Raw genomic sequence first — 11,892 nt, 5'->3', positions numbered from 1 at the left:
ACCGCTGCCGCTTCGTCAAATCGCGATCGCGATCGATTTCCGAGGCTGAGATGCTGGATACGGGCGGAAAACCGCACACACTTGTCCTCATCTCGCTCTAAATAAGCGGCAGCGGACCGTCGTTCTTGATCTCTTCCATCACCGCGTAAGTCCGGGTTTCCTTGACGCCCGGCAGCGTCCACAGCACCTGGCCGAGGAAATTCCGATAGGCGGCCATGTCCTCGAATCGGGTTTTGACGAGATAGTCGAAACCACCGGCGACCATGTGACATTCGAGAACGGCGGGCGCCTGCTTGATGGCGCTCGCAAACTGGTCGAACACCTCGGGCGTGGTCTTGTCCAGCATCACTTCAATGAAGACCAGCAATCCGAAGCCGAGCTTGTGCGGATCGAGACGCGCGCCGAAACCGGAAACATAGCCCTCCTTCAAGAGCCGCCGCAGGCGTTCGCTCGTCGCGGTCGGCGACAGGCCGATGCGATCAGCCAGCTCGAGATTGGTGATCCGCCCGTCCGCTTGCAGGATGTTGAGGATTCTGCGGTCCGTTTTGTCGATCTGGTGCATCGCCGCCTCCCGCTTTGCGTCTCAGGCGGCAAGTCGCGCTTCCGCGAGTTTCACCCAATAGGAAATCCCGTGCGGAATTGCCTCGTCGTTGAAGTCATAGGCCGGATGGTGGAGTCCCGCCGTGTCGCCGTTGCCGATGAAGATGAAGGCGCCGGGGCGGGCGAGCAGCATATACGAGAAATCCTCGCCGCCCATCATAGGGTCGAGCGACGCGCTGACCTTGCCATCGCCGGCAACAGTCGCTGCGGCGGCAAGTGCATGGCCGGTCTCCTCGGCATGGTTGACGGTCACCGGATAGTTGCGGCCGTACCAGACGTTGACGCTCGCGCCGTAAGCTCCGGCAATGCTTTCGGCGATCTGGCGGACGCGCGCCTCTCCGGCGTCGCGCACCTCCGGCGTCAGCGCCCTCACCGTGCCGGCGAGAGCCGCCTGCTCGGGAATGACGTTGTGGGCGAAACCAGCGTTGAACTTGGTTACGGAGACGACCACCGATGCGAGCGGATCGACGGTACGCGAAGCAATCGTCTGCAGCGCGTTGACGATCTGCGAGCCGATCATGATCGGGTCGATCGTCTTATGCGGTTGGGCCGCATGGCCGCCGCGGCCGGTGATCGTGATGGTGAACTCGTCGGTGGACGCCATGATCGGACCGATCCGGCTGCCGAAGTGGCCGACCGGCATGCCCGGCATGTTGTGCATGCCGTAGACTTCCTCGATCGCGAACCGCTCCATCATGCCATCCTTGACCATTTCGTTGCCGCCGCCGCCGCCTTCCTCCGCCGGCTGAAAGATGACGGCGACGTTGCCGGCGAAGTTGCGTGTTTCGGCTAGGTATTTCGCCGCACCGAGGAGCATCGCGGTGTGGCCGTCATGACCGCAGGCGTGCATCTTGCCCGCCGTCGTAGACGACCAGGGCTTGCCGCTCGTCTCCGTGATCGGCAGGGCGTCCATGTCCGCCCTGAGCCCGATGGTGCGGCCCGGGCCGAGGCGGCCGCGAATAAGGCCGACGACGCCGGTCCTGCCGAGACCGGTCACGATTTCGTCAACGCCAAATTCCTTGAGTTTCCTTTCGACGAACGCTGCCGTATTTTCCACCGCGAACAGAAGCTCCGGGTTCATGTGCAGGCGGCGGCGCCATTCGGTCACTTCGTCCTGGAGCTCGGCGGCACGGTTCAAAATCGGCATGGTTCTTTCCTGTCGGTCTGTTCTGTCACTGAAGCCAGAGCGGTGAATTGACGCGGTAGCCAGATGAATGGGCTTTGCCATTTCCTCGCCATATAGGCTAAATAGCGGGACAGTACGAGGCAACTCCGGAATTTCGAGGTTGGAATAGTGGTGACAGGTGGATTCTCGACGCGCAACAGGGTAGGAGCGATGGGCGCTCTCGTGGTTGCCTGTGCGGCATTTTCGGCGATGGCACTGCCGGCACTCGCCAATCCGCGGCTCGTCGTCGATGTCAACTCGCTGAAGGTTTACGAGCATCAGGATATTTTCCAGAAATGGTATCCGGCGTCGCTGACCAAGTTGATGACGGCCTATACGACGTTTCGGGCCATCAAATCCGGGCAATTGACGCTGGAAAGCCCGGTAATCATGACGAAGAACGCCGCGTCCGAGCCGCCGAGCAAGATGTTCTACAAGCCCGGCCAGGCGATGACGCTCGACAGTGCTCTGAAGATGATGCTCGTCAAGTCAGCCAATGATGTCGCCGTGGCGATCGCCGAAACGGTCGGCGGATCGGAGCAGGCCTTCATCGACCGGATGAATGCCGAGGCACGCCGCATCGGTATGACGTCGTCGCATTTCATCAATGCCAACGGATTGCCGGGGCAGGGCCAGTACACGACGGCTCGGGATCTGGCGGTCCTGGCGATCACGCTTAAGCGCGAATTTCCGGAATACTCGGCCTATTTCTCGCTGGAGGGTTTCACCACCGGCAAGAAGGACTATGCGAATTACAACATGCTGATCGGCCGCTTCGAAGGTGCGGACGGCATGAAGACCGGATTCATCTGCGCCTCTGGCTTCAACCAGGTCTCGTCGGCAACGAGGGCTGGCCGCAGCGTCGTTTCGGTGGTTCTTGGCGAAGACAGTCTTGGCGCGCGGGCCGACGAATCGGCCCGGCTGCTGCAGATGGCACTGACGACAAACAACGCGGGCAAACCCTCGCTGGTGCAGATTGCGCCTTATGGGGAGACTCGCGACTTGGTTGCCGACGTCAGCAAAGAGATCTGCTCGAAACAGGCGGCGAAGGTGCGCAGCGAAGGCCGCGACGAAGCCGGCCGGCAGAAGCTGCTCTCTCCCTATATCCGCGAGCTCAACCGCCCGCTGAAGCTCACCTTCGCCGGGCTCATGCCGGGTAGCAGCGACAAGAGCGCCAAGGTCGCCAAGGACGCCACAGGACAGGGCGATGTCGCCAATATCCCGATCCCCGTTCCTCGCCCGAGCCTTTAAGCGGAGTCTGCCATGAGCGGTCCTTTGCCGGTCGTGCCGGTATCTATCCTCACCGGCTTTCTCGGTGCCGGCAAGACGACCCTTCTCAATCGATTGCTGAGGGATCCGGACCTCGCCGATACAGCGGTCATCATCAACGAGTTTGGCGACGTCTCGATCGACCATCTGCTGGTCGAGGCTTCGAGCGACGGAGTGATCGAACTCTCCGATGGCTGCCTGTGCTGCACGGTGCGCGGCGAGCTCGTCGATACGCTGGCCGATCTGGTGGACCGTATGCAGACGGGCCGGATCAAGCCGTTGCGGCGTGTCGTCATCGAGACCACGGGCCTTGCCGATCCGGCGCCGGTGCTGCAATCGGTTCTCGGCAATCCGGTAATCGCGCAGAACTTCCGGCTCGATGGTGTCGTCACCGTCGTGGACGCCGTCAATGGCCTGCAGACGATCGCAAATCACGTGGAAGCCGCAAAGCAGGTGGCGGTCGCCGATCGGCTTGTGATCAGCAAGGCCAAGCTCGCGAATGGCGAGCAACTCGGCGCCCTTTCGGAACAGCTCCGAGAACTCAATCCACGCGCGCCGATCATCGACGGCGACACGGACGAGGCTGCGCGCGCGGAGCTGTTTGCCTGCGGCCTCTACGATCCATCGACGAAGGTCGCCGATGTCGGCCGTTGGCTGCAGGACGAGACGAGTGCGGCCCACCATCACGGCGATGATCACGATGGCCATGATCATCGCCACGGGCATCACCACCATCACCACCATGACGTTAATCGCCACGGTTCGGATATCCGCTCGTTCAGCATCGTTCACGACCGGCCGATCGAACCGATGGCGCTGGAAATGTTCATCGATCTCCTGCGCTCGGCCCACGGTGAGAAGCTCTTGCGCATGAAGGCGATCGTTTCAGTGACGGCTAATCCGGAACGGCCGCTGGTGCTCCACGGGGTGCAGAGCGTCTTTCATGCTCCAGAACGGCTTTCTGCCTGGCCGGATCCCGCCGACCGCCGCACGCGGATGGTCCTCATTACCAAGGGTCTTGAGGAAGATTTCGTACGCGACCTCTTCGATGCTTTCACCGGCAAGCCGGCAGTGGATCGCCCGGATGCACAGGCTCTCGCAGATAATCCCCTCGCGATTCCCGGGATGACCTTTTAGATTTTCTTGCGGATGAGGAAGCGGTGGCCGCTTTCTGTCGGCTCCGCTGTTTCGAGCTGGTGTCCATCCTCGTTGCAGAAATGCGGAATATCGATCACCGCCATAGGATCGGTCGTCTCGATTTCGATCAGAGCGCCGGGTGCCAGCGCTGCCATGCGCTTCCGTGTCTTCAAAACGGGAAGGGGGCACTTAAGCCCCCTCAGATCGTAGACGATTTTCTCTTCGGCTGGTTTCCGCTCGTCCGACATCAATTGCCCCAGATCTTCCAGAAGGGGCGCTTTTTCGGCTGCTCTTCTGTGACCGGCTGATGGGTTGTCGCCGCCGCATTCGCTGCCGGCGTTGCGGCTGCCTGCGCATTGGCCTCTGCCGGTGCGGTGCCCGGCTGCTTCTCGGCCGCTGGCGTCTGCGGGTCCGCCCCCGTCTGTTGTACGGCAGGCTGCTGCTGCGGTGTCTGCGGCTGTGGCGCTGCGGTCTGAGGCTCGGCTTTCGAGAACAGGTTCCAGAAGGATTTCCTCGCGGGTGCCGTCTCGACGGCGGCCTGCTGAACCGGACGCTCGATGGGGCTCTCCTGCGGCACCGGCACGTTTGCGCCGTCTCGCGTTGCCTTTTCAAGCGCTTCCTTCTGGATCAGCGCCGCCTGCTTGGCTTCCTCGGCGGCCTTCTGTTCGGCGAGCTTCTTTTCGAGGTCGCTCACCTTCATCAGCTTGCCGGCGTCGAGGGAATTGCCGGTCGGCGCATAGGCGAGCTCGCGACCCTTTCGCTGCTCGGCAACGATCGCCTTGCGCTCCGCCTCGCTCGGCTCATACCAGACCATGCCCTCAAACTTCTTCAGCGCCTTATCGTAGTCGCGCCGATAGTCCTTCTCGAAGTTCGCCATGGCCATCTGCAGCGCCGGCGGCGTCGACATGGCGGGGCATTGACCGGCCGGGTTGAACTTGCCGTCGGTCTGCTGGTTGAAGACGTATTTCCCTTCGCAGACATTCACTGCCGGCGGGCGCTTGGTGACTTCGAACTGGTCGTAACCGGCCTTCAGCATCTTCCAGAATTCGATATTCGGATTGTTGCGGTGGCGCGCCATGTTCTCCGCCGTCATGCGGAAGGGGAAGGCCTGCAGTTGAACGCTCTCCTGCCCACCCTTGAAGGCGTCGCGCGCGAGCGCGAAGATCTCGATGATCTGCTCGTCGGTCATCGAATAGCAACCCGAGGAAGAGCAGGCGCCATGGATCATCAGATGCGTGCCGGAACGGCCGTTGGCCTTGTCGAACGCATTGGGATAGCCAGTATTGATCGCCAGGTAATAGCTCGAATTGGGATTCATCTGATGCGGGTACAGTGGATAGAATCCCTCCGGCGCCTGCCGGTCGCCTTCCTTTACCTTGGGTCCGAGCTTGCCGGACCAGGCGCAAATCTTATAGCTCTTCAAAAGCTGGAACCGGTTCGCCGTATTGGCCTTCCAGACTTCGAGCGTGCCTTCTTCCTTGAAGATGCGCAGCGCTATCGGCGACGTCTTCTGCATCCCCAGTTCGCGCATCTTGCTGACCATCTTGCTCGAAAGCTGATAGTCGGTCTTGCTCTTGACCGAAGAGAGGTTGACCGTGTCCAGCGTCTCGTTGGTGCAGCCGGCAAGCGCGGCTACGACAGCGGCGATGACAACAAGATTCCTGAAACGCATCCGCAGAAGCCCGTTTTAACCAAAATCCACCATGAGCACCGCCTCCACCGGGAAGGGTGTCAACGAATCAGTAAGCGATTATTCTTCACGAAATCTTAACCCTGCAGGATCCCCCTGCGCACGCCATCTTTCATGACCGCACGAATATGGCCAAGATTTGGCCACAGTCCGATTTCTGGTTGCCGATCGTGCCGGGATAATCGCAATGGTTCATTGCCGGAACGAAGAAAACCGCGCGGTTCCGGCATCTGATTTTAAAGGCTGCGACCGATATTCAGATATTTCTGCCGACGATCCGCCCGCAGCTCATCGCCATTGCGCCGAGAGAGTTCCTTGAGTGCGTCGGCGATTACAGTGCCGGTGCGGCTGATCACCGACTGCGGATCGCGGTGCGCGCCGCCGACCGGCTCGGGGATGATGCCGTCGATGATGCCGAGCGACTTCAGGTCTTCGGCAGTGATCTTCATGTTGCTGGCCGCCTCCTTCGCACGCGTTGAATCGCGCCAGAGGATGGAAGCCGCCCCTTCCGGTGAAATCACGCTATAGATCGCATGTTCCAGCATGTAGACGCGGTTGCCGGTCGCGATCGCGATCGCGCCGCCGGAGCCGCCTTCGCCGATCACCACGGTGACGATCGGCACCTTGACGTTGAGACACATTTCAGTGGAGCGGGCGATCGCCTCGGCCTGGCCGCGTTCCTCGGCGCCGACGCCGGGATAGGCGCCGGCGGTGTCGACCAGCGTGATCAGCGGCAGGCCGAAACGATCGGCCATCTCCATGACCCGGATCGCCTTGCGATAACCCTCCGGCCGCGGGCTGCCGAAATTGTGCTTGATGCGCGACTTGGTGTCGTTGCCCTTTTCCTGGCCGAGAATGGCGACGGGCATGCCACGGAAACGGGCGAGCCCTGCCTGGATCGCATCGTCATTGGCAAATTGCCGGTCGCCGGCAAGCGGCGTGAATTCGGTGAAGAGGTCGGCCGCATAGTCGAGGAAATGCGGGCGCGACGGATGGCGGGCCACCTGGGTCTTCTGCCAGGGAGACAGCTTGGAATAGATCTCGGCCATGGCATCGCGGACACGCACCTCAAGTCGCGCGATCTCGTCGGAGGTGTTCACGCTCTCATCTTCGCTGGCAAGCTTCTTCAGCTCAAGGATCTTGCCTTCAAGATCAGAGATGGGTTTTTCGAAGTCGAGATAGTTGTGCATGAGATGCGTTTCCGATCAATTGCGACAAGGAAGACCGGCAAAGCCAACCTGCCCGGCGGTCCTAATCCTGTTTTTTCGCCTGTTTGGCAAGGGGGTGATGGTTTTGCACGAGGTCATGCAGCCGTTGTTCCAGCACATGTGTATAGATTTGTGTCGTTGAAATGTCCGAGTGGCCGAGCAGCTCCTGCACGGCGCGAAGGTCGGCGCCATTGGCGAGCAGATGACTGGCGAAGGCATGGCGGAGCACGTGCGGCGAAATCGCCGCGATCCTTATTCCCGCTCGCGCCGCCAGCCCCTTGAGGTCGCGGGCGAATACCTGGCGCGGCAAGTGGCCGCTCTTGCCGTAGGAGGGGAAGAGCCAAGGGCTCTCGGCCTCGTCAGCCGTCTTGCGTAGCGCATCGCCATAGGCTCGCATGGCGCGGATCGCTGCCTGCGACAGCGGCACCAGCCTTTCCTTGTTGCCCTTACCGCGGATGACGAGAAAGCGCCCGTTCTGCGCCAGCACGCTTGCCGGCAGCGAGACCAGCTCGCTGACGCGCATGCCGGTCGCGTAGAGAAGCTCGATCAGCGCATGCATGCGCAGCCTGGCCAACGTGTCCTCGCCGCCAGAGGCGGCTTCGGCTTCCGCCTGACCGATCAGCCGCGTGACGTCCTCGATGGTGAGCGTCTTCGGCAGCGCGCGTGCCTTCTTCGGCGCGTCGAGGATTCCCGTCGGGTCGTCGCCGCGCAGTCCTTCGGCATAGAGAAACTTGTAGAATTGCCTCAGCGCCGACAGGCGGCGCGCCTGCGACGACGCCTTGAAGCCTTGGCCGGCAAGGTGTGAAAGATAGCTCCTCAGATCATCGGCGGAGGCATCGGTCAATCGCGTGCCACGCGCCCGCAGGAACGAAAGCGCGTCTTCAAGGTCGCGCTCGTAGGACTGCAGCGTGTTCACAGCCGCGCCGCGTTCGGCGCTCATCATTTCAAGGAAGGCTTCGAGGTGGGCGGCCGAAAGGTCGGTCATTGCGTTTTGTTGACCCGTTCGGAGGGAATGCGCACCGTCACGTCCCGCTCAACCGGTTCGACGAGGGTGACGAGCGCAATCATCGTGCCATAGATCACGCCGGCCATAACGGCGCAGAAAAACAGGAACCGGAACAGCGTCGGCATTTCAGTCTCCCCTGCATGTTGCTTAAATCGGAGAGGATTTAAGGACAGATCATGCAGCCGTTCAAAGTGCTACAGTAACCTTCCGCGTCTGAGTAGATGCGCGGCGCCGTAGCGGATGCGCGATCTATATGAACGGCCCTGTCGCCAAGTTCAAGAAGCGCCGCAGGCGAACGCGCGGCGACTTGACGCTCCCCGTCGATTTGTCGATACGGAGTAAAACGGGGAATATGAAACGCAATGAACGACGTGACCGAACCGGTTTCCGAGACGCTTGCCGAACGGGCGAAGCTCGCCCTCGGTAGGCGCAATCTCGTTTTCATCGGACTGATGGGCGCGGGAAAATCGGCGATCGGTCGGTTGACGGCTCAGGCGCTCGGCATTCCCTTCGTCGATTCCGACCATGAGATCGAGCGGGTCTCGCGCATGACCGTCAGCGACCTTTTCGCCACCTATGGCGAGGAGGAGTTCCGCGCCCTTGAAGCACGCGTGCTGAAGCGGCTGCTAAGATCGGGGCCGCGGGTGGTTTCGACCGGCGGCGGCGCCTATATCAATGAACGCTCCCGCCGGCATATCAAAAAAGGCGGCTTGACGGTCTGGCTCAATGCCGACCTCAACGTGCTCTGGGAACGGGTGAACAAACGCGACACGCGCCCGCTGCTGAAGACCGAGAACCCCAAGCAGACACTCGAAAACCTGATGCGCGCGCGCTATCCGATCTATGCCGAGGCAGATCTTACGGTCCTCTCTCGCGACGTAAAAAAGGAAACGATGGTGGAGGAAGTCCTCGCTGCCATCGCTGACCACCAGAAAGCCCAGAAGCCATGAACAGCCATCTAATCCCCGCAGCCGAACGCAAGGTCCGCGTACACCTCGGGGATCGTTCCTACGATATCCTCATCGGCCCCGGCCTGATCGCTGCTGCGGGCAAGGAGATCGCGTCCCGCCTCAAGGGCCGTAAGATGGCCGTCATTACGGACGAGAACGTCGCGCCGCGCTACCTTGAGCCGTTGATGGCGAGCCTTAAAGGAAACGATATCGATGCCGTTTCCCTCGTTCTGCCGGCCGGGGAAAAGACCAAGAGCTTCGAGCATCTGATCACCGTCTGCGAAGCCGTGCTCGGCGCGAGGATCGAGCGCAACGACGCGGTGATCGCGCTCGGCGGCGGCGTCATCGGCGACCTCACCGGCTTCGCGGCCGGCATCGTGCGTCGCGGCTCGCGCTTCATTCAGATTCCGACTTCGCTGTTGGCGCAGGTCGACTCTTCGGTCGGCGGCAAGACCGGGATCAACTCGCCGTATGGCAAGAACCTGATCGGCGTCTTTCACCAGCCGGATCTCGTTCTCGCCGACACGGATGTGCTCGACACCTTGAGCCCGCGCGAGTTCCGCGCCGGCTATGCCGAGGTCGCCAAATACGGTCTTATCGACAAACCGGATTTCTTCCGGTGGCTCGAACAGAACTGGCAGGAGGTGTTTGCCGGCGGGCCTGCCCGGATCGAGGCGATCGCCGTCAGCTGCCAGGCGAAGGCAGACGTCGTCGCAGCGGACGAGCGCGAAAACGGCCTGCGCGCACTGCTCAATCTCGGCCATACGTTCGGACATGCGCTGGAGGCAGCGACCGAGTATGACAGTCGACGGCTGGTTCACGGGGAGGGCGTGGCGATCGGTATGGTGCTGGCGCACGAGTTTTCCGCCCGCATGAACCTGGCAAGCCCCGACGATGCTGCGCGTGTGGCTGCCCATCTCAAGGCTGTCGGCCTGCCGACGCGGATGGCCGATATCCCTGGCACGCTGCCGCCGGCCGAGCGGTTGATGGACGCGATCGCCCAGGACAAGAAGGTAAAAGGCGGCAAACTCACCTTCATTCTCACGCGAGGCATCGGCCAATCCTTCGTCGCCGACGACGTCCCAACCTCCGAAGTGCTGAGCTTCCTCAGAGAAAAGCACCCCCGATGACCGCCGACGCATTCCTGGCCTTTCTGGCAGAATACTGGCTTTCTCTCGTTTCGGTCGTCTGCCTTCTCGTGTTCTCCGCCTTTTTCTCCGGCTCGGAGACGGCGCTGACCGCGGCTTCGCGGTCGCGGATGCATATGCTGGAGGGCAACGGCGACGAGCGCGCCGGTATCGTCAATCGCCTGATCGAGCGACGCGACCGTTTGATCGGGACACTGCTGATCGGCAACAACCTCGTCAACATTCTCGCCTCATCGCTGACGACGAGCCTGCTGATCGGTCTCTTCGGCGATTCCGGCGTGGCGATTGCGACGCTCGCCATGACGGTGCTGCTCGTGATTTTTTCCGAGGTTCTGCCGAAAAGCTGGGCAATCGCGTCGCCGGATCGGTTCGCGCTCGCCGTGGCGCCGGTCGTGAGGCCCTTCGTTGCCGTCGCCGGTCCTCTATCCACTCTTGTCAATGCGATCGTCCGGCACATTCTGCACCTTTTTGGCGTGAACCTTTCATCCGACATGCCGATGCTTACGGCGCATGAGGAATTGCGGGGTGCGGTCAATCTGCTTCACCGCGAAGGATCCGTGATCAAGGCGGACCGCGACCGGCTTGGCGGCGTTCTCGACCTCGGCGAGCTTGAAGTCTCCGACATCATGATCCATCGCACCGCGATGCGGGCGATAAACGCCGATGATCCCCCGGAGGTCTGCGTGCGGGATATCCTCGAAAGTCCCTTCACGCGGCTGCCGCTCTGGCGCGGATCCACCGATAACATCATTGGCGTCGTCCATTCCAAGGATCTTTTGAGGGCGCTGGCCGAGCCGGACGTCGAGCCTGAGAACCTCGACATCGTGAAGATCGCGCAGAAGCCGTGGTTCGTGCCGGACACCACCAACCTCAAGGACCAGCTCAACGCGTTTCTGCGGCGCAAGCTGCACCTCGCCATCGTCGTCGACGAATATGGCCAGGTTCAGGGTCTCGTCACGCTCGAGGACATCCTCGAGGAGATCGTCGGCGATATCGCCGATGAGCATGACCTCGACATTCAGGGTGTGCGGCAGGAGGCCGATGGCTCTATCGTCGTCGATGGATCGGTGCCGATCCGCGACCTCAACCGAGCGCTGGACTGGTCGCTGCCGGACGAAGAGGCAACGACGGTCGCCGGTCTCGTCATCCATGAGTCGAAGAGCATTCCGGAAGAGCGGCAGGCCTTCACCTTCTACGGTAAGCGCTTCATCGTCATGAAACGCGTCAGGAACCGGATTACCAAGTTGCGCATCCGCCCTGCAGAGGATGATCAGCCGCTCGCGTAGCAGGTGGACTGGGAATGGCGGTCCACCTCACCAGCGCGTAGGCTCTCCGGGTGCTGCCGCCTCGACTGCCAGCGCGTGCAGGGCGGCATCGAGCTCCGGCTTCAGCAGGTCATTGATCGCGCGGTGACGCTGAACGCGGCTCATGCCCGCAAAAGCGCTGGCAACGATCCGTATGCGCATATGGGTTTCGCCGCCGCCGTCGAAACTCGGCTGGTGCCCCGCATGCTGGCCGCTCTCGTTGATCACCGCCAGACGTTCCGGATGGAAGGCTTCCACGAGCTTCTGTTCGATCCGGCTTTGCAGCGACATGCTTCCGTCCCATTTCCTTGTTTGCTGCGGTACCGCTCAAAGCCGCAAAATACTCGCACAAAGCCAGCAACATTCAGCTTTGTCAATTCTTGTTGTGACCCTCTGCAAACCCCATAATGTGAGC

At 61.5% G+C, this 11,892-nt stretch carries 13 protein-coding genes; 5 read left to right on the top strand and 8 right to left on the bottom strand.

The genetic code is table 11. From position 1 onward, the window contains the following. Positions 1–97 precede the first annotated feature (97 nt). Both PYH37_RS25945 and PYH37_RS25940 read right to left on the bottom strand, forming a co-directional pair. The gene (locus PYH37_RS25945; RefSeq protein WP_280734324.1) at positions 98–562 is read right to left on the bottom strand and encodes an Lrp/AsnC ligand binding domain-containing protein; all 465 of its coding nucleotides are present in this window, start codon (positions 560–562) and stop codon (positions 98–100) included. A gap of 21 nt (positions 563–583) precedes the next feature. Beyond that, entirely contained in the window at positions 584–1,747 is a 1,164-nt protein-coding gene (locus PYH37_RS25940) for a M20 aminoacylase family protein (protein WP_280734323.1), read from the bottom strand. A 189-nt stretch (positions 1,748–1,936) separates the two neighbouring features. On the opposite strand from PYH37_RS25940, the gene PYH37_RS25935 reads away from it, so the two are divergent. Both PYH37_RS25935 and PYH37_RS25930 read left to right on the top strand, forming a co-directional pair. Beyond that, entirely contained in the window at positions 1,937–3,016 is a 1,080-nt protein-coding gene (locus PYH37_RS25935) for a D-alanyl-D-alanine carboxypeptidase family protein (RefSeq protein WP_280734322.1), read from the top strand. A gap of 12 nt (positions 3,017–3,028) precedes the next feature. Further along, positions 3,029–4,171: a CobW family GTP-binding protein gene (locus tag PYH37_RS25930; RefSeq protein ID WP_280734321.1), complete on the top strand. Its 1,143-nt coding sequence runs from the start codon at positions 3,029–3,031 to the stop codon at positions 4,169–4,171. Here the strand turns inward: PYH37_RS25930 and PYH37_RS25925 are convergent. From PYH37_RS25925 to PYH37_RS25905, 5 genes are all read right to left on the bottom strand, one after another. Then, complete coding sequence (locus PYH37_RS25925; protein ID WP_280734320.1) at positions 4,168–4,419, bottom strand: sulfurtransferase TusA family protein; 252 nt, start codon at positions 4,417–4,419, stop codon at positions 4,168–4,170. The two genes, PYH37_RS25930 and PYH37_RS25925, sit on opposite strands and share 4 nt — an antisense overlap. Then, positions 4,419–5,843, bottom strand: a complete 1,425-nt coding sequence (locus PYH37_RS25920) for a L,D-transpeptidase family protein (protein ID WP_280734319.1) — start codon at positions 5,841–5,843, stop codon at positions 4,419–4,421. Before PYH37_RS25920 ends, PYH37_RS25925 begins: the two co-directional genes overlap by 1 nt. A gap of 254 nt (positions 5,844–6,097) precedes the next feature. Continuing rightward, a complete protein-coding gene (locus tag PYH37_RS25915) occupies positions 6,098–7,051 on the bottom strand; it encodes an acetyl-CoA carboxylase carboxyltransferase subunit alpha (RefSeq protein ID WP_280734318.1) in 954 nt (317 codons plus the stop codon). A 61-nt stretch (positions 7,052–7,112) separates the two neighbouring features. Then, complete coding sequence (gene xerD / locus PYH37_RS25910) at positions 7,113–8,054, bottom strand: site-specific tyrosine recombinase XerD (RefSeq protein WP_280734317.1); 942 nt, start codon at positions 8,052–8,054, stop codon at positions 7,113–7,115. Beyond that, positions 8,051–8,200, bottom strand: a complete 150-nt coding sequence (locus tag PYH37_RS25905) for a hypothetical protein (protein WP_280734316.1) — start codon at positions 8,198–8,200, stop codon at positions 8,051–8,053. Before PYH37_RS25905 ends, xerD begins: the two co-directional genes overlap by 4 nt. A 237-nt stretch (positions 8,201–8,437) precedes the next feature. Here PYH37_RS25905 and PYH37_RS25900 point away from each other — a divergent pair, with 237 nt between their 5' ends. The 3 genes from PYH37_RS25900 to PYH37_RS25890 are packed head-to-tail and all read left to right on the top strand — an operon-like array spanning position 8,438 to position 11,459. Continuing rightward, positions 8,438–9,025: a shikimate kinase gene (locus PYH37_RS25900; protein ID WP_280734315.1), complete on the top strand. Its 588-nt coding sequence runs from the start codon at positions 8,438–8,440 to the stop codon at positions 9,023–9,025. Beyond that, positions 9,022–10,155: a 3-dehydroquinate synthase gene (gene aroB / locus PYH37_RS25895; RefSeq protein WP_280734314.1), complete on the top strand. Its 1,134-nt coding sequence runs from the start codon at positions 9,022–9,024 to the stop codon at positions 10,153–10,155. The genes PYH37_RS25900 and aroB overlap by 4 nt, the downstream gene beginning before the upstream one ends. Then, a complete protein-coding gene (locus tag PYH37_RS25890) occupies positions 10,152–11,459 on the top strand; it encodes an HlyC/CorC family transporter (protein WP_280734313.1) in 1,308 nt (435 codons plus the stop codon). The genes aroB and PYH37_RS25890 overlap by 4 nt, the downstream gene beginning before the upstream one ends. 27 nt (positions 11,460–11,486) lie before the next feature. Here PYH37_RS25890 and PYH37_RS25885 read toward each other — a convergent pair whose 3' ends face one another. Next, the gene (locus PYH37_RS25885; protein ID WP_280734312.1) at positions 11,487–11,768 is read right to left on the bottom strand and encodes a BolA family protein; all 282 of its coding nucleotides are present in this window, start codon (positions 11,766–11,768) and stop codon (positions 11,487–11,489) included. Between the last annotated feature and the right edge of the window lie 124 nt (positions 11,769–11,892).

The organism is Sinorhizobium numidicum, from assembly GCF_029892045.1.
GTDB classification, from domain to species: domain Bacteria; phylum Pseudomonadota; class Alphaproteobacteria; order Rhizobiales; family Rhizobiaceae; genus Sinorhizobium; species Sinorhizobium numidicum.
The sequence above is the reverse complement of the archived record's forward strand: the minus strand, read 5'-3'. Positions and strand labels throughout refer to the sequence as shown.

Excerpts from the sequence above, each read along its gene's own strand:
- PYH37_RS25945 (WP_280734324.1), bottom strand. The coding sequence starts at position 562 with ATGCACCAGATCGACAAAACGGACCGCAGAATCCTCAACATCCTGCAA.
- PYH37_RS25940 (WP_280734323.1), bottom strand. The coding sequence starts at position 1,747 with ATGCCGATTTTGAACCGTGCCGCCGAGCTCCAGGACGAAGTGACCGAA.
- PYH37_RS25935 (WP_280734322.1), top strand. The coding sequence starts at position 1,937 with ATGGGCGCTCTCGTGGTTGCCTGTGCGGCATTTTCGGCGATGGCACTG.
- PYH37_RS25930 (WP_280734321.1), top strand. The coding sequence starts at position 3,029 with ATGAGCGGTCCTTTGCCGGTCGTGCCGGTATCTATCCTCACCGGCTTT.
- PYH37_RS25925 (WP_280734320.1), bottom strand. The coding sequence starts at position 4,419 with ATGTCGGACGAGCGGAAACCAGCCGAAGAGAAAATCGTCTACGATCTG.
- PYH37_RS25920 (WP_280734319.1), bottom strand. The coding sequence starts at position 5,843 with ATGCGTTTCAGGAATCTTGTTGTCATCGCCGCTGTCGTAGCCGCGCTT.
- PYH37_RS25915 (WP_280734318.1), bottom strand. The coding sequence starts at position 7,051 with ATGCACAACTATCTCGACTTCGAAAAACCCATCTCTGATCTTGAAGGC.
- xerD (WP_280734317.1), bottom strand. The coding sequence starts at position 8,054 with ATGACCGACCTTTCGGCCGCCCACCTCGAAGCCTTCCTTGAAATGATG.
- PYH37_RS25905 (WP_280734316.1), bottom strand. The coding sequence starts at position 8,200 with ATGCCGACGCTGTTCCGGTTCCTGTTTTTCTGCGCCGTTATGGCCGGC.
- PYH37_RS25900 (WP_280734315.1), top strand. The coding sequence starts at position 8,438 with ATGAACGACGTGACCGAACCGGTTTCCGAGACGCTTGCCGAACGGGCG.
- aroB (WP_280734314.1), top strand. The coding sequence starts at position 9,022 with ATGAACAGCCATCTAATCCCCGCAGCCGAACGCAAGGTCCGCGTACAC.
- PYH37_RS25890 (WP_280734313.1), top strand. The coding sequence starts at position 10,152 with ATGACCGCCGACGCATTCCTGGCCTTTCTGGCAGAATACTGGCTTTCT.
- PYH37_RS25885 (WP_280734312.1), bottom strand. The coding sequence starts at position 11,768 with ATGTCGCTGCAAAGCCGGATCGAACAGAAGCTCGTGGAAGCCTTCCAT.